15 protein-coding genes, 1 pseudogene and 1 other annotated feature are annotated in these 21443 nt (G+C 36.8%); of the genes and pseudogenes, 2 read left to right on the top strand and 14 right to left on the bottom strand.

The window, feature by feature from the left end:
- Nucleotides 1-25 precede the first annotated feature (25 nt).
- The 9 genes and pseudogenes from CJ229_RS02315 to parE all read right to left on the bottom strand — a co-directional run bounded on the left by CJ229_RS02315 (nucleotide 26) and on the right by parE (nucleotide 10496).
- On the bottom strand, nucleotides 26-400 hold the full coding sequence (locus tag CJ229_RS02315; protein WP_102167507.1) for a DUF3021 family protein: 375 nt from the start codon (nucleotides 398-400) through the stop codon (nucleotides 26-28).
- Nucleotides 401-844, bottom strand: a complete 444-nt coding sequence (locus CJ229_RS02320; RefSeq protein WP_102167506.1) for a LytTR family DNA-binding domain-containing protein — start codon at nucleotides 842-844, stop codon at nucleotides 401-403. It lies immediately after the preceding gene.
- A 391-nt stretch (nucleotides 845-1235) separates the two neighbouring features.
- Nucleotides 1236-1688, bottom strand: coding sequence for a hypothetical protein (locus tag CJ229_RS02325; protein WP_102167505.1), 453 nt, complete (start codon nucleotides 1686-1688; stop codon nucleotides 1236-1238).
- Nucleotides 1689-1779: 91 nt separating this feature from the next.
- Nucleotides 1780-2166 (bottom strand): annotated as a pseudogene (locus tag CJ229_RS02330) (acetamidase/formamidase family protein); the annotation flags it as partial.
- Between the two features lie 268 nt (nucleotides 2167-2434).
- Nucleotides 2435-3307 (bottom strand): Abi family protein, encoded by an 873-nt coding sequence (locus tag CJ229_RS02335; protein ID WP_180953406.1) that lies wholly within the window; start codon nucleotides 3305-3307, stop codon nucleotides 2435-2437.
- A 194-nt stretch (nucleotides 3308-3501) separates the two neighbouring features.
- Complete coding sequence (locus tag CJ229_RS02340) at nucleotides 3502-5256, bottom strand: GMC family oxidoreductase (RefSeq protein WP_070709906.1); 1755 nt, start codon at nucleotides 5254-5256, stop codon at nucleotides 3502-3504.
- The gene (locus CJ229_RS02345; RefSeq protein ID WP_070456658.1) at nucleotides 5249-6049 is read right to left on the bottom strand and encodes a gluconate 2-dehydrogenase subunit 3 family protein; all 801 of its coding nucleotides are present in this window, start codon (nucleotides 6047-6049) and stop codon (nucleotides 5249-5251) included. Before CJ229_RS02345 ends, CJ229_RS02340 begins: the two co-directional genes overlap by 8 nt.
- A 66-nt stretch (nucleotides 6050-6115) precedes the next feature.
- Complete coding sequence (parC, locus tag CJ229_RS02350; RefSeq protein ID WP_102167502.1) at nucleotides 6116-8530, bottom strand: DNA topoisomerase IV subunit A; 2415 nt, start codon at nucleotides 8528-8530, stop codon at nucleotides 6116-6118.
- The gene (gene parE, locus CJ229_RS02355) at nucleotides 8523-10496 is read right to left on the bottom strand and encodes a DNA topoisomerase IV subunit B (RefSeq protein WP_419181879.1); all 1974 of its coding nucleotides are present in this window, start codon (nucleotides 10494-10496) and stop codon (nucleotides 8523-8525) included. Before parE ends, parC begins: the two co-directional genes overlap by 8 nt.
- Nucleotides 10497-10691: 195 nt before the next feature.
- On the opposite strand from parE, the gene plsY reads away from it, so the two are divergent.
- Nucleotides 10692-11288: a glycerol-3-phosphate 1-O-acyltransferase PlsY gene (gene plsY, locus CJ229_RS02360; RefSeq protein ID WP_070456666.1), complete on the top strand. Its 597-nt coding sequence runs from the start codon at nucleotides 10692-10694 to the stop codon at nucleotides 11286-11288.
- 39 nt (nucleotides 11289-11327) lie between these two features.
- On the opposite strand, the gene acnA is transcribed toward plsY, so the two are convergent.
- The gene (gene acnA / locus CJ229_RS02365) at nucleotides 11328-14021 is read right to left on the bottom strand and encodes an aconitate hydratase AcnA (RefSeq protein WP_102167501.1); all 2694 of its coding nucleotides are present in this window, start codon (nucleotides 14019-14021) and stop codon (nucleotides 11328-11330) included.
- A gap of 225 nt (nucleotides 14022-14246) precedes the next feature.
- Here acnA and mscL point away from each other — a divergent pair, with 225 nt between their 5' ends.
- Nucleotides 14247-14651 (top strand): large conductance mechanosensitive channel protein MscL, encoded by a 405-nt coding sequence (gene mscL / locus CJ229_RS02370; protein ID WP_102167500.1) that lies wholly within the window; start codon nucleotides 14247-14249, stop codon nucleotides 14649-14651.
- 40 nt (nucleotides 14652-14691) lie between these two features.
- On the opposite strand, the gene CJ229_RS02375 is transcribed toward mscL, so the two are convergent.
- The 4 genes from CJ229_RS02375 to hemL all read right to left on the bottom strand — a co-directional run bounded on the left by CJ229_RS02375 (nucleotide 14692) and on the right by hemL (nucleotide 21442).
- Nucleotides 14692-15957 carry a bifunctional folylpolyglutamate synthase/dihydrofolate synthase gene (locus CJ229_RS02375; RefSeq protein WP_102167499.1) on the bottom strand — a complete coding sequence of 422 codons (1266 nt, stop codon included), beginning with the start codon at nucleotides 15955-15957 and terminating at the stop codon, nucleotides 14692-14694.
- A gap of 1 nt (nucleotide 15958) precedes the next feature.
- Nucleotides 15959-18586: a valine--tRNA ligase gene (locus CJ229_RS02380; protein ID WP_102167498.1), complete on the bottom strand. Its 2628-nt coding sequence runs from the start codon at nucleotides 18584-18586 to the stop codon at nucleotides 15959-15961.
- Between the two features lie 43 nt (nucleotides 18587-18629).
- Nucleotides 18630-18840 (bottom strand) — a binding site (T-box leader).
- Nucleotides 18841-18873: 33 nt separating this feature from the next.
- Nucleotides 18874-19926, bottom strand: coding sequence for an AbrB family transcriptional regulator (locus tag CJ229_RS02385; protein ID WP_102167497.1), 1053 nt, complete (start codon nucleotides 19924-19926; stop codon nucleotides 18874-18876).
- A gap of 232 nt (nucleotides 19927-20158) precedes the next feature.
- The gene (gene hemL / locus CJ229_RS02390) at nucleotides 20159-21442 is read right to left on the bottom strand and encodes a glutamate-1-semialdehyde 2,1-aminomutase (RefSeq protein WP_102167496.1); all 1284 of its coding nucleotides are present in this window, start codon (nucleotides 21440-21442) and stop codon (nucleotides 20159-20161) included.
- Between the last annotated feature and the right edge of the window lies 1 nt (nucleotide 21443).

A 21443-nucleotide genomic window follows, 5' to 3' on the forward strand; every position in this document is an offset into this window, starting at 1 on the left:
TCAATATAAAAGTTCTCTAGGCATATTATTTATCATTTAATTTTTTGTTAATTTCTTTACTATCACGTATTGCCATAATAATAAATATACTTTGGACGATTAGAATAATGACAACGATTGAAGCGGCATAGAAAGATATATCAGTCAGAGTTGCTGAGATCCAGCCGTTCATGATCGCAACAGTAGTAAAAGCAACAGTACCAACAACAATTTGTATGAGTCCAGCAAGAGATGGTGGCATCTTAGTTAAATGTGCACACGTTGCGAGTCCGATAAGTGAAGAGGCAATCCATACTGACATAATCTCCTTAGAAGGTTCTAAAATCATAAGTGAAACTAAATAGATAAAGCTTCCGATTAGTACAGATTGAACCATAAACTTTAAAGCATTTCCTAACATTTAAATCCCCAACCTTTCTTTTAAAATTGATACAAATCGTCTTGAAATATTGACCTTTTGTCCGTTCGACATGACTGCAATTAAATTCCCAGAAAAAGACGGTTCGACTTTTTTAATCTTCTGTATGTTCAATAGCTCTGACTTAGATACTTGCATAAACGTATTCGAGTTCAATTCATCTAAAAACATCGTGAGACTTTTATACGTTTGTATAGATTCTTTACTCGTATAAATCGTCAGAATTTTGTTATGGACTTCCGCACAAACGATATCCATCTTTTTAATGACGGTAAATTCATCATTAGATTTCACAGTGATATTTTCCTTGTCTTTCGTAAAATGGTCGACGTACGACAACACTCGTGCGCCAACAGTAGCATTTTGTGCGTGCACTTGCACTTCACCTTCATCTAAACTACTATCGATAATAAGATTAACCTTCACTTTCGACCCCTCCCTCTCTCGCTAAATTCAGTATACAATTATATTTAAAATTACAGTTAAAAAATTCGTAAGTGGTAAAAATATCGGTACAACCGGTAAAAAAACACTTCTCTATTAGTGAGAAGTGCTTGATATTGTTCTATATTTTATGATTTTAGTTTTGATGTACTGGATTAGTACCGTTATTTAACACTTTTGTGCTGTTTCTATGAAATTTTGTTAGATAAAAAATTATATTTAACACTTTTTAGTTATTTCGACGCTTTTTTGTTAGATAAAATGATATATCTAACAAAAATCAGCTCGAACAATCAAAATATGTTCATTATCCTGAGATATCTAACATATTCCGAAAATTTTTGTTAAATATCCGGATTATCAGCTAGCTTTCTTACCTAAACTTCTCCTGATGATGTTCAATAATGTCAGGATGACAAGTTAAAAGCTCTTCTCCTTTTGACGTCAACGTATTTTCATCTACATAACCATTTTTCTTCAGCCATTCGAATTCTTCTTTATAATTTAAACCATACTCTTGTGAGAAGAACTTCGGTGTACGTTTACGATTCACATTCTTAATCCACCAAAGCATGACGACGTGACCGAACACTAACTCGTTATCATTAATGAACGTCATATACGATTTATGCGGCAATAACGTGTTAGACAATTTAATTTGCTTTAACAGATCATGCGCATCACCTTCAGACGCAATATACGGAATCTTATCGTATCCATCTTCACGATAATCCTGCTCGAGTTTTTCTCTCAGCGATAAAACACCATCACGGATTCTATCCTCACGGCTTCTCTTAGAAAAGAAAAAATCTAAAAACTTCCCCATTCTACTCACCTCTACTGAAACACTATTAATTATAATGATAGCACAAAAAGACACTTCTCTTTATAGTGAGAAGTGCCTTGAGTTCTTTATCTTAATAGAAATTTAAGTCATACGTATCTAATACAAATTGTGGGATTAAAAACCGTGTTGTCATGAGTGGATCGACGACTTGACTGATTTGTGCTTGACCGACTGCGCTTAGTAACATCCCAGCTTCGTCTAATTCTAAGTCAGTATTTTTAGCTAAGTAATGAACCGCTTGTTTTGTCGCTTCTTTCATCGACTCATCGAGCGTATCTTTTGAAACGATAAACGAAAGTCCTTCATCATATTTGACGATTGGATGTTCGATCTCATTATCTTTAATCACTTCAACTTTTAAAACGGCAGAACCAGCAATTTCAACGCCTGTACCACAAATTTCACCATCTGCCATCGCACCGTGAAAATCACCTAAGCATAATAACGCACCTTCTGTACGAACTGGGAGTTATTTAACAAAATAGCTCACAAAATGTTAGATATCTGGATATATCTAACAAAAAGGAGTTGAAAAAAACAAAATTTGTTAATTATCCTGATATATCTAACAAAAACCAGGTCGAAAAACTAAAATTTGTTAATTATCCGCAGATATCTAACAAAATCGCACTTTTTTTGTTAGATAAATACCTAAATCACTAAAAGCTCATAATTTTAAGCACCGTAATAAATAAATTTATTAAACCTAATTTAATTCGATACTTTTATATGGTTTCTAAAATATTTGTCCAGTTTTCAGGAAAACCTAATTGAGTAATATCCACTTCTTCATACTCATTAAAAAGTTCTGAGATATTTGTTAATAGTATTTTCGTTAAAACTTTATCATTTAAAATTTTACAAATCACATAAATAGCTGCAAAAGTAGTATTGCCATATTTTATTTTCTTTCGATCCGCTTTTGATAGTTTAAAATGAATAGGTAAATGTCTCTTATATAGTCTACCAAAGTGCGCACAGATATTTCTTAAAGTAGATAAAGCATATAACCAGTTTCTAATATAAAAACGGTTGTTGTTAAAAGTAATTGCAATTCCATCTTGATCATTATCATGTAAGTTCGAGTATATTTTTGAAAGTAAACTGAATGAAGTGACTTCAATTACAACCCAAATTGGAAATATGGATTTATATTTTTCTTTATGATGAATAATAAATAGTTCTTTACTTCTATGTACTTCATGATTAATTTGAGTTCTCATATCGTTGAAATAGTCTAAATTTTTAAAGTTAGATTCATCTAGATATGATGTTGAACCATATTTATGGGCCAAATAGTAGGAGATTTTAGTACGAAAGGAAACTTCAATTTTCTCCAATAATGATAGTAATTCTAAACGTAACTTTCTATCAAATTCATACAATTTATATATATGATTAAATGAAGCATCTTCATAAAATATATCATTACTCTTTAAAGTTAAAGTATAGGCGCTAAAACGATAATAATTAATTTTACTAAGTATATCTATAGCATATGATTCATCTTCTATAATAAGTCCACGTTTTTTTAATAAATCGATTTGTTCCTCATATGTTTTTGGTTGTTTAATATGCATATTATCACCGTTTACCATAAGGTCCCCCTTATCAAGATATAAAAAAAGTCCCACCATGGTACGCATTGTTAAGAGGCGTGGTGGGTTCTGTTACTTATATAATAAGCTTTTTATTTCACTTTGTCTATACAAATGATTTTTATTTAAGAAGAAAAACCCCCTAAAACTAGAATTTCATCTAACATTAGAGGGTGTGCGAATTAAATTTTATATTATGCGTTCGCCGCTTCTTTGTCTTTTACTAATTGTCCACCACCGTCGTCTAAGTATTTTAGAATACCTTCTGACGCACGGTATGCGAGTGCACCGATTGTTGGTGTTGGGTGGTGTCCTCCGAATTGAGGGAATGCTGATCCACCGACTACGAATAGGTTATCAACGTCCCACATTTGTAGGTAGTTGTTGACTGCTGAGTTCTCACTTGATTCACCCATGATTACTCCACCTGTGTAGTGTCCACCTTGATATTTGTGGTCAAATTCTTCTGGTACTTGGTCATCTTCGATGTGGTCTGCACCCATCGCTTCTAAGATTTCATGACATCTTTCTACACCGAACTTCGCGATGTTACGTTCGTTGTCACCAAATTTATACGTTACACGTAATAATGGGTCACCGAACTCATCTTTATATGTTGGATCTAAATCCGTGTAGTTGTGGTAGTAAGATAAAGTACACGCAGAATACCAAACATGTAGCATACTGTATGCATATTTTAGTGACTCTTCTTTAAACTCTTTACCCCAAGTTGGTGTATCGCCTTTAATGTTTTGTCCACTAGCGATCGCACCGAATCCGTATTGACGTAATTCGATACATCCACCACCGATGAAGTCTAAATCAGTGTGGTCAAAGTTATCCGCTTGATAGTCGTTTAAGCATGCACCAAGTGCTCCTGCACCCATGTATAAGTTAAACTTCTTATCGTCGAAGAATCCTCTTGCACCGTTAAATGAAGAGTTGTATTGACCGTTGAAGTTACGTCCAATTACACCTTTACGAGTTTTTGGATCGTACTGTTCACCGATATCTGAAAGCATAAGTAGACGGTTGTTAGAAATCGCAAATGCTGCAAGTACAACAACGTCTGCTGGTTGCTCATATTCTTCACCAGTTACTAAGTCTGTATATAGAATACCTTCTGCTTTTTTAGAATCTTTGTTGTACAGTACTCTACGAGCAAGAGAGTTTGTACGTAATTCAAAGTTATCGTGTTTTAAAGCAGTTGGAATAACAGTTGCGAGTGGGTCAGATTTTGCACTGAAGTCACAGCCTGCACGTGTACAGAATGAACAGTACATACAAGCGTTCATTTTTTCTCCATCAGGGTTTTCATAGTTTTGAGACATGTTTCCTGATGCCATTTGGAACGGATGTAATCCGAGTTCTCTCGCTGCATCTTTAAATAATTTTAATGGAGGAGTTTCTTCCATCGGTGGGTTTGGCCATTCCATTTTACGTTCTGGAGCTAATGGATCTTGTTCTCCACCAATACCTGCTGTTTTCTCCCACATTTCATAATATGGCTCAAGCTCTTCGTAAGTAATTCCCCAGTCTTGAATCGACATTTCTTCAGGAATTTTATCTTTACCGTAGCGCTCTTCAGTCATACTACGAATTTCAAAGTCATATGGCCAGTAACGATATGTACTACCTGCCCAGTGCACACTTGCTCCTCCGACGTTAACTCCTAATTGGAAGTCTTTCATCGTACGAACAGGTAACGCTGTTTCGTCCAATTCGTTACGTGACGTTACTGTGTCACCTTTTAAGTTTTGCATGATTTGGAAACGATTATCAAAACGAAGCTCGTCTTTTACACCGATATAGTCTTGTCGGTTTGCGTGTCCACCACGCTCTAGTGTAACTACTTTTTTACCAGCTTTCGCCATTTCAGCACTTACTACTCCACCAGCCCAGCCGGTACCTACGACTACTACGTCGACTTTATCTAATTTCTTAGCCATAAGTTACGCCTCCTCCTTGATAATCTCTTAAACTTTCAGGTTCGAGTTCTAAGAACTCTTCAGACATAATATCGTGTTCCCATCCCATACGAGGTCCTGGGTAACCGATCATCTTCCAACCTGCCATATCTCTATTTCCGCCGTAAACCGGGTCAGAATACACACCTTCGATTACAAGGCTTCTTAATAATTCAAAGAATGCCTCTGAACGCATACCTGGCGTTTCAACTTCTCCCGCTTCAAATTGTTTTAAAATATCAATCATTTGTTTCTCTTCAAGTTCATGGAACTTTTTATCGTGTGCCTCTTGACTGACATCTGTTAATTTTCTTAAGCCGATAATCATCATCTCACCACGTGTAATTCTCTCTTGACGTCCGTGAGTGTCTGAACGCATCGGTTCAAATGGTCCAAAACGGTAGTCTGTTGCGTTGTGTCCGTAATGACCATACATTTGTCTATCGATGAAATATGGTACACCGAGTTCAGTTGCACCCGGTCCATTATCATCTTCTGGATAAATAATATCTGCAGCTGCAGCAAGATTTTTAAAGTCGTCTTGACGACTGAAGTATGTTCTCGCATCTTTAATTGGAAGTGATTCAGCCGATTGGCCGCCACCTTCACCAGAATCGCCTCCTCCGACAGTCGGTGCATCAGATTTACCGCCATCTAAGTTGAACCCAATGAGTCCACCAAGTAACGAACCACCGATAATACCACCAGTAGCAACACCTGTTGTCTTCAGGAAGTCACGTCTTGAAAACTGTTTTTCATTTTTGTTTTCAGCCATGATAATTTTCCCCCTTTACATTATCATATCTCTATTTTAACAACTTACATCTAAAATACAATACGATTAAGGTATTAAGTACTTAGAAAAGTTTACGGTTTCTATCTCCCCAAATTTGTCTTCGTCAATCACAAAGGATCCGTTTGAGTATTTGTCGGATAAACGAATATCCATTGCTTCAATATCTACATGCTCCTCATCATTAAATAAGAAAATCTTAAAGTTACCTTTGTAAAGTGTGGCACGGACTACTTCATGCGGTTTTGACTTCACTGTTTTATATAACATTTTACCAACTTGACTACGTTTTCCGAGTTCGAATACGTCGATACTCGTACGTTTCACGGCTCCTCTATTCGTCACAGATAACAAGTAATCATTGTCTTTTACGAGTTGTCCTAATACTACTTTGTCGTCTTCTTTTAACGAGATACCTTTAACACCTTTTGTTCGAAGACCAGTTTCTGATACTTCATCGATATTAAACATAAGTGAAATACCGTTTTTAGTTAATAACAATATGTTCGTATTGTCTGTGACAACATCCACGCTAACGATCACGTCATCTTTACTTAAGTTGATTGCTGCAATCACACGATTGATACGTGTCATTTCGTGATCTTTTAACGTTGTTTTCTTCACTTGACCAAGTTTTGTCGTAATGACGATAGAAGCCGCTTCCTCAAACGACTCAATCGCATACGCAAACAGTGGATACTCATTACTTTCGATATTATATTTACTTGATAAATGTACGCCGTGGTCTTTCCAACGAATCTCTTCTAGTTCATGGACAGGGATTACCATATAATTTCCTCGGTTCGTAAATACGAGTAACGTTTCTAGCGTATGTCCTTCTTTAAAGAACAGTAACTCATCGTCATCTTTCATACCGAGTTCTTCAAATGGACTCGCTCCAAAACTTCTCGGACTTGTACGCTTAATGTATCCGTCACGTGTCACAGTAATTACTGTATCCTCTTCTCGAATTAACATCTCACGATTGACTTCAAGTGATTGTATCTTGTCTTCGATGACTGTTAAGCGCTCTGATTTGAATTGTTGTCTCACGTCACGTAACTCTTTTTTAATCACTTTTTTAAGCGTGTTTTCATCATCTATTATTTCTTTTAACATATTGATTTCGAATTCTAAATCGACATGTTCGTTTTCTAAATCGACGATATCCGTATTAGTTAATCGATATAACTGAAGCATGACGATTGCTTCTGCTTGTCGTTCAGTAAAATCATACGCGCTCATCAAGTTTTCTTTCGCATTCTTTTTATTTTCTGATTCACGTATAATTCGAATAACTTCGTCGAGTATCGATAACGCACGCATTAATCCTTCGATAATATGCATACGTTTTGACGCTGCATCGAGTAAATATTTAGAACGACGTAAAACGACGTCTTTTTGATGTGCGATATATGCTTCTAATATCTCTTTTAAACTTAGTAGTTTTGGTCGGCGATTATTAATTGCGACCATATTAAAGTTATACGACACTTGTAAATTCGTCTTTTTATATAAGTAATTGAGTATCGCATCGATATTTGAATCCTTACGTAATTCGATGATCACTCTTAAACCGTCACGGTCTGTTTCATCTCGCACTTCTAACATACCATCGACTTCTTTATCTAATATAATCTCATCGATCTTTTTAACAAGTGCTGCTTTATTTACTTCAAACGGTAATTCTGTAATGACTAAATGTACTTTGTCTCCACGTTTAGTTTCAACGTCGACTTTTGCACGCACGACAATTCTACCTTGTCCTGTTTCATATGCTTTTTGAAGTTCTTTTTTACCTTGAATAATCCCACCTGTTGGGAAATCAGGTCCCTGCATAATTTCAAGTAATTCACTTGTTTTTACAGTCGGTTTATCGATGACTTTTAGCGTGGCGTTAATGACTTCCTCTAAATTATGCGGTGGAATATCTGTTGCGTAACCCGCTGAAATACCAGTTGAACCATTCACTAATATATTTGGAAACTTTGACGGTAATACTGTCGGTTCTTTTGCCGTGTCGTCGAAGTTATCCATAAAGTCGACAGTATCTTTATCGATATCGTTTAATAACTCACCTGATAATTCAGACAGACGCGCTTCAGTATAGCGCATTGCTGCTGGTGGGTCTCCGTCGACTGAACCTTTGTTACCGTGGATTTGAACGAGCTCTTCACGCATCTTCCAGTCTTGACCTAAACGTACCATCGCGTCATATATACTCGATTCACCGTGTGGGTGGTAGTTACCAATTACATTACCGACAGTTTTCGCAGATTTACGATATCCTTTGTTAAACGTATTTCCGTCTTTATACATCGCATATAAAATACGGCGCTGTACGGGTTTTAATCCGTCACGTACATCTGGAATCGCACGGTCTTGTATAACGTATTTACTATATCGACCAAAGCGGTCACCAATTACGTCTTCAAGTTTTAATTGTTGAATATGTTTATGCATAACTATCACCGTCCTCTAAAATGTCAATACGATCACTATCGAGTATTGACGCGTCATCTTCTAACGTAAAGCTGACGTTCTCTTCAATCCAGTCACGTCTAATTTCAACGTTATCACCCATTAAAGTTGATACTCGTTTTAACGAAAGTGCCTCATCATCAATTAGAACTTGAATGAGTGTACGATTTTCTGGATCCATCGTCGTCTCCCAAAGCTGGTCTGCCATCATTTCCCCGAGACCTTTGTAGCGCTGAATTTCAACGTTATCACCAAGTTCTTCTTTCATTTCTTCAAGTTCCTCTTCTGTCCACACATATCGAGTCTCTTGTTTTTTACCACGTTTTTTCTCTAATTTAAATAACGGAGGTAACGCGATATACACTTTACCTGCATGTAAAAGTGGACGCATATAATTAAAGAAGAAAGTAAGAAGTAGCACTTGAATGTGTGCACCATCCGTATCTGCATCTGTCATAATGATTACTTTATCGTAGTTCACTTGATCGATATCAAACTCATTACCGACACCTGCTCCGATCGTATGGATAATCGTATTTATTTCTTCATTTTTAAAGATATCTTCAAAACGTGCGCGTTCTGTATTGATCACTTTACCTCTTAACGGTAAAATCGCTTGGAATTTTCTATCGCGTCCAAGTTTCGCCGAACCTCCTGCAGAGTCCCCCTCTACTAAAAAGAGTTCGTTTTTCTTTCTGTTTTTGCTTTGAGCTGGTGTTAACTTACCAGATAGTAAAACGTCACGACGTTTCGATTTTTTACCGTTACGCATCTCTTCACGTGCTTTACGTGCAGCGACACGTACTTGTCTAGCTTTAATTGCTTTTTTAACGAGTTCAGCTGATAAAACACCGTTCTCTTCTAAAATATATGGTAAATTCTCACTTAAAACGTGATCCATTAATTGTCTCGCTTCAGGTGTACCGAGCTTCCCTTTTGTTTGTCCTTCAAACTGAAGTAACTCTTCAGGAATTTTAACGGAAATGACAGCTGTTAGCCCTTCACGAATATCGTTACCTTCGAGGTTTTTGTCTTTATCTTTTAATTCGCCAATTTTACGCGCGAAATCATTAAAAATACGTGTAAATGATGATTTAAAGCCAACCTCGTGCGTACCGCCGTCTTTCGTACGGACATTGTTTACAAAACTCATGACCGTTTCTGTGTACTGGTCATTATATTGAAATGCAACATCTGCTTGCATACCGTTTAGATTACCAGAAAACGCGATCGGTGAACCAAAGTTTTCTTTACCTTCATGTAAGAAATTAATAAAAGAAAGTAAGCCATCTTCGTAATGAAACAATTCATGTTTATCTGTATTTAAGTCAGTAATACTCACTTCTAGATTCTTTTCTAAAAATGCTGATTCTCTCATACGATCAACGATTGTCTCGAAATTAAATTGTGTACCCGTTTTAAAAATCGTACGATCTGGCTTAAACGTAACACGCGTTCCGGTTTGATTCGTATTGCCAATTTCTTTTAACGGCTCGTCAACTTCTCCACCGTTTTTAAATGACATACTATATCGTTTACCGTCTCTACATATTTCAAGTTCTAGCCATTCTGATAATGCGTTTACGACGGACGCACCAACACCATGAAGTCCTCCAGACGTTTTATATCCACCAGAGCCAAACTTACCTCCAGCGTGGAGGATAGTAAAAATAACTTCTGGCGTCGACTTACCACTTTGGTGCATGCCTGTCGGTAATCCACGTCCGTTATCACTCACAGTAATACTTCCATTTTTATTGATTGTAATTTCTATTTTATTACCATAGCCGTTAATAATTTCATCTACTGCGTTATCTGTAATCTCATATACTAAATGATGAAGACCTCTTGCGTCTGTATATCCAATATACATACCTGGACGTTTACGAACTGCATCTAGGCCTTCTAATATTTGAATTGAGTCATCTGAGTAATTTGAATGTGCCAACCGCGTACCTCCTACAAACATACGTTCGAATTAAAATCTCTTCTTATATTTTATAGTACTTCCCTCAATTTGAAAACCTCTAACATATTTTATAAGTTTACATAACATTATTATAGACGCTTCATTAATAATTATATACACACGAGCGAGATGTGTTAAAATATTATTACCTACTATTAAAAATGAGGGTGTCAAATGGAATTATCAACAATCGTTTTACTTATTGCTTCATATATTTTTGGCGCGATTCCGTTTGCTTACATTATCGGAAAAGTGTTTTATAACGTCGATATAAGACAACACGGAAGCGGTAATATCGGTACGACGAATACGTTTAGAATTTTAGGTAAGAAATCAGGGATTATCGTCTTAATATTAGACTTTTTAAAAGGTGCAATTCCAGTATATGTAGCGATGTGGGCGAACGTAGATATACCGGTCATTATATTTGGATTATGTGCAGCACTTGGCCATGTATATTCTATATTTTTAAAGTTTAAAGGTGGAAAAGCTGTCGCAACTGGTGCCGGTGTGATTATGGCCGTTGCGCCTCTCATCTTTTTAATTATTTTACTCTGTTTTTTAATCGTCTTAACTGTATTCCACTACGTATCACTTGCAAGTGTATCTGGCGTAACGATGCTCTTTATACTATCGTTGTTTACAAATAACTTAGCACTTAAAATCGTATCAGGAATATTATTTATACTTATCGTCTTTAAACACATACCAAACATGAAGCGGATTAAAAACAAAACTGAACCAAAAGCATACTTATTTAAAAAGAAATAAAGGCCAAGACAAATGTCTTGGCCTTTTATATTCGACAAATTAGTTTTTAAGTTTGTCTCTAAGTACCATTTGTAAGATACCACCGTTACGGTAATAGTCTACTTCTACTTCAGAGTCAAATCTCACTTTAACATCGATATCTACAGTGCTTCCATCTTCTTTAGTCGCAGTGATTGTAATGATATCTCCTGGTTTAACATCTTCGTTTACAGGGATGTTAAACGTTTCGTTTCCTTCTAAACCGTAGTCTTCAGCGTGTTTACCTTCAACAAATTGAAGCGGTAATACACCCATCATAACTAAGTTAGAACGGTGAATTCTTTCGTATGATGCAGCAAGTACTGCTTTCACACCGAGTAAGTTTGTACCTTTAGCTGCCCAGTCACGGCTTGATCCCATTCCGTAGTCGTCACCAGCAAGTACAACTAAACCAGTGCCGTCTTCTTTATACTTCATAGCTGCGTCGTAAATACTCATTACTTCGCCAGTTGGCCAATAAGTTGTGTATCCACCTTCAGTTCCTGGTGCAACTTGGTTACGAATACGAATGTTCGCAAATGTCCCACGTACCATTACTTCATGGTTACCACGTCTAGAACCGTATGAGTTAAAGTCACGTGGTGATACACCTTGTTCAATTAACCATTTACCTGCTGGTGTATCTTTACCAATCGCACCTGCTGGAGAAATGTGGTCTGTCGTTACAGAGTCACCGAACTTCGCAAGAACTTTAAGGTCATTTAATGCTTCAACTTTGCCCGCTTCTTCTGGTAAATCTTCGAAGAATGTTGGGTTTTGAATATACGTTGAATCATCAGAGAAATCGTATAATGGTGCATCTGTTACTTTAATGTTGTTCCACGTTTCGTTTGAAGTAAACACTGTCTCGTATTCACGTTTGAATAATTCTGGTGTTACTGTTTCATACACAGTATCTCTAACTTCTTGAATTGATGGCCAGATATCTTTCATAAATACGTCGTTACCGTCTTTATCTTGTCCAATCGGATCGTTATAAAGGTCAATATCAACCGTACCTGCTAAAGCGTAAGCAACTACGAGCTGTGGTGACGCTAAGTAGTTCGCTTTAACTAGTGGGTGGATACGCCCTTCAAAATTACGGTTACCAGATAATACTGATGACACGAGCATGTCGTTTTCAGTAATTGCTTCTGTTACTTCGTCACGTAATGGACCTGAGTTACCGATACATGTCGTACAACCGTAACCAACAGTGTTAAACCCTAGCTTATCTAGATACTCTTGAAGACCTGAGTTTTCAAGGTAACCAGTAACTACTTTTGAACCTGGTGCAAGTGAAGTTTTCACGTGCTTAGGAACTGATAATCCTTTTTCCATTGCTTTTTTAGCAACTAATCCTGCACCTAACATTACGTACGGGTTAGATGTGTTCGTACAAGATGTAATCGCAGCGATGACTAAGTCACCTGTTTTAAGAGTTTCTTTTCCACCGTCGTTATACTCAACGTCGACTTTTTGGTCGAAGATTTCTTTAGAATATCCGTGACCGTGGTTACCATTTTCTCTCGTTACAGAAGCTTCAAATTCTTCTTTCATTTTTGAAAGTAAGATTAAGTCTTGAGGACGTTTTGGTCCTGATAATGAAGGCTCTACTGTAGATAAGTCTAATTCAAGCACTTCAGAATATGTCGGTTCTTTATCTGGATTAAAGAATAAGTCGTTTTCTTTTAAGTACTGTTCAACTAATTCAACATGATCTTCAGAACGACCAGTTAGTCTTAAGTAGTTTAATGTTTCCTCATCGACTGGGAATAATGCGTTCGTTGCACCGTATTCTGGCGCCATGTTTGAAATCGTTGCACGGTCAGCAAGTGGTAAGTTTGATACCCCTTCACCGAAGTACTCAACGAATTTACCAACAACGCCGTGCTCACGTAACATTTGAGTGATACGTAATGCTAAGTCTGTTGCTGTTGCACCTTCTGGTAATTGGTTTTTTAATTTAACCCCAATAACTTCAGGTAATGGGAAGTAACTTGGTTGACCGAGCATTCCTGCTTCAGCTTCGATACCACCAACACCCCATCCAAGTACTCCTAAACCGTTGATCATTGTCGTATGTGAGTCTGTACCAACGAGTGAGTCAGGGAATACGACATCATCACGGTCATGTACGACGTTTGCTAAGTACTCTAAGTTTACTTGGTGAACGATACCTGTAGCTGGTGGCACTGCTTGATAGTTATCAAACGCTTCAGCTGCCCAGCGTAAAAATTCGTAACGCTCTTTATTTCTTTCAAATTCTAATTCCATGTTTTTAACGAGTGCACTATGTGTACCGTATGCATCAACTTGTACTGAGTGGTCGATGACTAAGTCCACTGGTACTTCAGGGTTAATTTTTTGAATGTCACCGTTTTTGTCATTCATCGCTTTACGTAATGACGCTAAGTCCACGACAGCTGGTACACCTGTAAAGTCTTGAAGAATTACACGTGATGGTTTAAACGGTACTTCTTTACCTTGTAAATCACCTTTGTCCCAGTTCGCAAGAGACTCGATATGTTTTTCTTGAATAGAATGTCCATCGTATTGACGTAACACAGATTCTAATAATACACGAATAGAATATGGTAGCTGTTCAACATCACTATGCCCAGCATCTGTTAAAGATCTGAGTGAGTAGTATGTCTTCTCAACCCCATTTACATTCAATGTGCGCTTTGCATTTTCTTGTAAATTGTTTGCCATAAAATTTCCCCCCAGAATATATACGTTAATTTAATTGTAACTGTTTACAGCTCATTTTGAAACATATAAACATTATTTTTCAATACGAACTACCTATATCTAAGTATAAGATTTAGTTATGGAAAAGAATAAAACAATAACAATTCGTTTATTATGAATATTATGATATACTTTTCATCGTTTTAATGTATAATATATTAAGGTTTTAATTTAGGAGTGTATTTAATGATTAAAGAATTTAAAGAATTTATGATGCGTGGGAACGTATTAGATTTAGCAGTAGCAGTTGTAATTGGTGCAGCATTTGGTAAAATCGTCGATTCTCTTGTAGCGAATATTATCATGCCACTTATTGCATTAATATTTGGTAACACAGATTTCGCATCTGCATGGGAATGGAACGGTATTACTTACGGTGTATTCATTCAATCAATTATCGACTTCTTAATCATCGGTTTTGCTGTGTTTATGTTTGTTAAAATCGTAAACAAAGCTACATTCGGTGCCTTTGAAGAAAAAGAAGAAGAACCAGAAACTGCAGAAGAAGTATTATTATTACGTGAAATCTTAGAAGAACTTAAACTTCAAGATGCTAAAGAAGAACAAAAATATTTACGCGACGAACAATAAAAATTTATCCCAAATTAGTAAATACTAATTTGGGATTTTTTTATTTGTTAGAAAAGTGTTGTTTAATATAACTGATGAAATATAAACTACCTGTACAAAGTAACACATCACCATCAAACTGATCGACAAATTTTATATAGTCATCGACTTGTTTTAAATTCGGATGATTCACTGCATTATAAATGTCTTGAACTGGTTTTTTACGATAAAAATCAAATTCAGTCACGACAAATTCATCTGCAATCGATGCGAGTTCATCGACCATATATTGAATTGGTTTTCCGTCGACACATGAAAATAGAACTGTAATCTTTCTATCCGCATAGTTTTCTTTGATAGTTTTAATTAAAACATCAACCGCTTCTTTATTATGCGCTCCGTCTATAATAATCGTCGGATCTTCTTGTAATACTTCGATTCGCCCGACCCACGTCACGTTTTCTACACCGTGGACTGTTTTATTCATATCTAAATTTACAATGTCTAAATCATGCATTTCAAGAAGTGCTGCTAGTGCTAAGCTCGCGTTTTGCATTTGATGGTATCCGAGCATTTTTAACTGTATATCGTTAAAATCATAATCGTTATATTTAAACGAAAACTCCTGTTCATTATCTAGTAAAATAATATCTCTTCCGAGCTCTATACCTTTCGCATGATTTTCTTCTAATACTTTGTAAATGACTTGTTTTGATTCAGTATCGTCAACAAAATACACAAGCGGAGTATCTTCTTTAATGACCCCAGCTTTGTCTTTCGTAATTTCAACGAGGGTCTCTCCTAATATATCTGTATGATCTTTACCGATACTCGTTAAAATAGTCATGACTGGTTTAAACACATTTGTTGAGTCATGTGTTGCTCCTATTCCCGCTTCAACTACTACGATATTTACTGGATGGACATTACCGAAATACACAAACATCATCGCCGTAATAATTTCAAATTCTGTCGCTTGTCCAAGTTCAGTTTCTTCAGCCATTCGTTCACTCACAGGACGTACGATATTGGCAACGTGTGCGAGATCTTCGTTAGAAATCGGCGTACCGTCGATTGAAATGCGTTCATTGAACACTTCAATATAAGGCGAAGTGAATGTTCCAACTGAATAATCATTTTCATTTAACGCACTTCGTATATACGATACGACAGAACCTTTACCGTTCGTACCGACGACATGTACGCCTGTAATATTGTCTTGTGGGTTATCTAGTTCATTCAGCATCCAAACCATGCGTTTAACGCCTGGTTTGATGCCGAATTTTCCTCTATTGTGTATCCATTCTAACGTCTCATCATAATTCATGTTACTTACCTCTTAACCCGTTTAGTCGAGCTTCTACATCTTCATATTGCGCTTTGTATGAAGCTTCTTTTTCACGCTCTTCATTTACGATTTTTTCCGGTGCATTTTGCACAAATTTTTCATTGCTTAATTTACCTTTAACACGTTTTAATTCACCATCTAAACGCTCGAGTTCTTTTTCTAAACGTTCGATTTCTTCGTTTATATCGATTAAACCTTCAAGTGGTAAAACGACAGTCGCACCTTTAACGACTTGAGTTTTTGCATCGTCTTGAATGTTCACTTTTTCGCTGATTTCTAACGTTTCAGGATTTGTAAATCGTGTAATATAGTGTTTGTTTTCTTCAATAAGCGCTCGACTGTTTGCATCTTTAATCTCAATTTTAATATCGATTGGCTTAGATAGTGGTGTATTCACTTCATTTCTCGTTTGACGTACTGATTTAATAATGTCTACGAGTAAACTCATCGTCTTATTACTTTCTTCGTTAGATAGTGACGCATCAACCGTCGGCCACTCACTCACGACGATAGATTGACTATTATCAATCGCTTGGTAAATTTCTTCAGTGACAAACGGCATAAACGGATGTAACATTTTTAGAATTTTATCAAGTGTGTAAAGTAATACTGAACGCGTCATTTGTTTTTCTTCTTCAGTACCTTCGTTCATTGAGATTTTAGACATTTCAATGTACCAATCACAGAAATCATCCCAAATGAAGTGGTATAAAATACGACCAACTTCACCGAATTCGTATTTTTCAAATAGACGAGTCACTTCACGAATCGTATCGTTTAAGCGCGTTAAAATCCACTCGTCCGCAACTGTTTTTGCGCCCTCTAAATTTATGTCTGCATGTTTAAAATCTGGACCGATATTCATTAACGCAAATCGTGATGCATTCCAAATTTTGTTGATAAAGTTCCACACAGATTCTACTTTTCCATCGCTATAACGTAAGTCTTGCCCTGGTGTAGAACCTGTTGATAAGAAGTATCTAAGTGCATCTGCACCGTACTTATCAATAACATCCATTGGATCTACACCGTTACCTAGAGATTTAGACATTTTACGATTTTGTTCGTCACGTACAAGTCCATGTAACAATACGTCGTTAAACGGACGCTGATCAGTTTGTTCAAGTCCTGAGAAGATCATACGCGATACCCAGAAGAATATAATGTCATATCCAGTGACGAGTACGTTTGTTGGATAATATTTTTTAAGTAAATCTGTTTCTTCTGGCCAACCTAACGTTGAAAACGGCCATAATGCACTTGAGAACCACGTATCTAATACGTCTTTATCTTGCGTCCAGTTTTCAATATCTTCTGGTGCTTCTTCACCGACGTACATTTCTCCAGTTTCGTTATGGTACCATGCTGGAATTTGGTGCCCCCACCATAACTGTCTTGAAATTACCCAGTCATGAACGTTTTCCATCCAGCGGTTAAACGTACCTTCAAAACGATTCGGTACGAAATGAACTCTATTGTCCGTCTCTTGGTTTTCGAGTGTTTCATCTCTAAGTGGTGCCATTTTAACGAACCACTGCGTCGATAAATACGGCTCGACAATTGCATTACTACGTTCTGAGTGTCCAACGCTATGCATATGTGATTCAACTTTAATCAGTTGGTCTCTTTTTTCTAATTCTTTCACAATCGTTTTACGTGCTTCAAAGCGGTCCATTCCAACGAATTCCCCACCGAGTTCGTTAATCGTACCGTCTTCATTCATAACGTTAATACGTTCTAAATTGTGACGATTACCTAAGTCAAAGTCATTCGGGTCGTGCGCTGGTGTGACTTTCATTGCACCTGTACCAAATTCTATATCGACGTAATCGTCAGTAATCACAGGAATTTCACGTTCCATCAGTGGTAAAATTACTGTTTTACCAATAATATCTTGATATCTTTCATCGTCTGGATGTACGACAACCGCAGTATCACCGAGCATCGTTTCTGGGCGTGTCGTTGCGATTTCTAAATAACCACTACCATCACTATATGGATACTTAATATGGTAAAATTTGCCTTCGATTTCTTTATGAATGACCTCAATATCACTTAACGCTGTACGTGTTTCTGGGTCCCAGTTAATGATGTATTCACCGCGGTAAATGAGTCCCTTGTTATACATATTAACGAACGTTTTACGTACTGCTTTAGAAAGCCCCTCATCTAACGTGAATCTTTCCTTTTTATAATCTAATCCAAGCCCTAATTTTTTCCATTGATCGCGGATGTGGCCTGCATATTCTTCTTTCCAGTTCCACGCGTGAGATAAAAATTCTTCACGTGTTAAATCGTGAATATCAATGCCTTCTTCTTTAAGTCGTTGTACTACACGTGCTTGCGTTGCGATACCGGCATGGTCCATACCTGGTAAGTACAACGTATCAAAACCTTGCATACGCTTTTGACGTGTAATAATGTCTTGTAGTGTCGTATCCCATGCGTGACCTAAATGTAACTTACCTGTTACGTTTGGCGGTGGGATAACGATTGTAAATGGTGGTTTATCTGACGTTACATCTGATTCAAAATAACCTGCTTCCACCCATGTTTCATATTTTCCTTTTTCAACTTCTGTTGGATTATACTTCGTTGGCATATCCATCTATATCAACCTCTTTCTTTAAATGACAAAATCCCGCCCTACTAAATAGGACGGGATTACCGTGGTACCACCTAAATTTGGCATAAATATGCCACACTTAATTATGATTAACGCTCACTAAACGTCTATCTTTACTATACATTCAAGATAAATTCTACACGTAGACTACTTCATATCACTATGACTATGCTCTCACCAACCGCATATTCTCTGAAGACATTGATGACATTACTACTTCTACTTTTCATATTTAACTACGTTAATTTTATTGTATTCACGCGTTTAAGTCAACTTTTCTGAGCACGTGGTCTCATTAAAAGATAATGAACGATCGGTACGACAATTAGGATGATAAAGAATATTCTAAACAAGTGATAACTTGAAATCATCGCAATATCTCCACCACTCTCCATCGCAACGACGATAATTTGAGCGAGACCTCCTGGAGCTGCTGATAAAAATAGACTCGTAAACTCATGAGACGTAAACATCGTATAAATGATGACAAGTAACATACTTCCGACAATTAAACCGATGTTTTGTATGACAATTGCACATATGTCACGTAGTGAAAGTTGACTAAATAACGTCGTGATCTGCATTCCGATTCGAATACCGAATAAAATTTGTGCAAATGCAATGAGCACAAAATCTAGCGTAAATGGTGCTTCCGTTATTAAATTCCATACGATTGTTGGGACCATTGGACCGAGCAAGATTGCTGCTGGGAATTTTATCCTACGTAATAAACGATACATCACATATCCTGCTATTGGTATGAATAACATATATACTGAAAACACTTCAGATAAGTTTGGCACTTCAGTAATTTTACTGACAGAAGTACTTTGAGAAAAATGTGTAATCATCGGCACTAATATGACGATAAAAACGATTCTTGAAGTCTGTGTCAATGAAACGAGCATTAGATCGGCATTTTTATTTTCTTCTGCCATTATAATCATCTGACTTAAAGCACCTGGAACACTCGCTAACACTGCGGTTTCAACCGTTGAATTCGTTAAATAGCGAAACGGGATCGATAAAAGTAAAGCGAGCAGAAGCGTTAAAATTGTAATAATAACGATATTGTACCAGTCATCTGTCATTTTAATAATCGCGGGTAATGTAAATGATGTACCAATTTGAATCCCCATTACAAATACACCGGAATTCGCAAATGGTTTTGGAAAATATATATCATTATCGATAATACGTATAAATAATAGCGTTCCGATAATTGACGCAAACAAGTATGCGAGTGGTATTGAGAAAAACTTAAATACAGCACCTATTAATACGATAAACACAAGAAGACATAATAATTTTAAAAATCTCAAACACCATCACCTCAATATAAAAATACCTCGAGAAATCTCGAGGTATTGTCTCTTATAGATGATAAATAAGTACTGGTAACAGTAAAAGAAACGCTACTACAGGCATTAACCAATATACTAATCGTTCTGAAGCAGGTTGTCTTTTATCTTTCTTTTGAATTGGCATAGTCATCCTACTCTCTTACATATTTATATATTAAATTATGCACATTTTTTCTAACGAAAGCAATACCTATTTCATAATACGTGAAAGTGCGTTTCTAAACGCCTCAATTGTAAACTTAATATCTTCCTCAGTATGTTTTGTTGAAAGGAACATTCCCTCGAATTGTGATGGAGGTAAATATACCCCTTCTTTAATCATTTCAGGATATAGTTTAGCAAATAATTTTAAGTCTGATCCATTTGCATCTTCAAAGTTTTCAACTGGACCACCTGTTAAGAAGAATCCAATCATAGAACCTGCACGGTTAATTGTAAATGGTACGTTAAACTCTTTAAAGACTTCTGTTAGTCCTTCTTCAATCATATCTCCTAAATGATTAAAGTGGTCATAACTCTCTTTATTGAGTTGTTTTAACGTGTGTAACCCTGCTGTCATCGCAAGTGGGTTCCCTGATAACGTACCTGCTTGGTAAATATCTCCAGCCGGTGCGATACGTTCGATAATTTCTTTTTTACCACCGAACGCACCGACAGGTAGTCCACCACCGATGACCTTACCTAAACAAGTAATATCTGGATCGATACCAAAGTATCCTTGTGCACAGTTATACCCGACTCTAAAACCTGTCATTACTTCATCGAAAATTAATAGTGAACCATATTCATTCGTAATGTCTCTCACATATTGTAAGAAATCATTTACTGGAGGAACAACTCCCATGTTACCTGCGACTGGTTCCATAATCACTGCTGCAATGTCGTCACCGTAATGTTCAAATGCGACTTTTAAGCTTTCTTTATCGTTATATGGAACAGTAATCGTATTTTTAGCTGTACCTTCAGGAACTCCTGGTGAATCTGGTAAACCAAGTGTCGCAACACCACTACCTGCTTTGATTAACAGTGAGTCACTATGCCCGTGGTAGCATCCTTCAAATTTTAAGATTTTATTGCGGTTTGTATAACCTCTAGCAAGTCTAAGTGCTGCAAGTGTTGCTTCAGTACCTGAAGATACAAAACGAATCATTTCAACTGACGGTACACGGTCGATGACGAGTTTTGCGAGTTCGTTTTCTACCGCTGTAGGTGCACCGAATGAAGACCCTTTTTCAGCTTGTTGTTTAATCGCTTCAACAACCTCTTCATCAGTGTGACCTAAAATTAACGGACCCCAGCTTAATACGTAGTCAATATACTCGTTACCATCAACGTCTTTCACTTTCGCACCTTTTGCGCTGTCGATAAATAACGGATCCATATTTACCGATTTAAACGCACGAACTGGAGAGTTAACTCCACCTGGCATTAAATGAACTGCTTCATCAAATAATTGTTTCGATTTTTGGTACATC

Origin of the sequence: Nosocomiicoccus massiliensis, from assembly GCF_002871345.2 — a bacterium.
Taxonomy (GTDB): domain Bacteria; phylum Bacillota; class Bacilli; order Staphylococcales; family Salinicoccaceae; genus Nosocomiicoccus; species Nosocomiicoccus ampullae_A.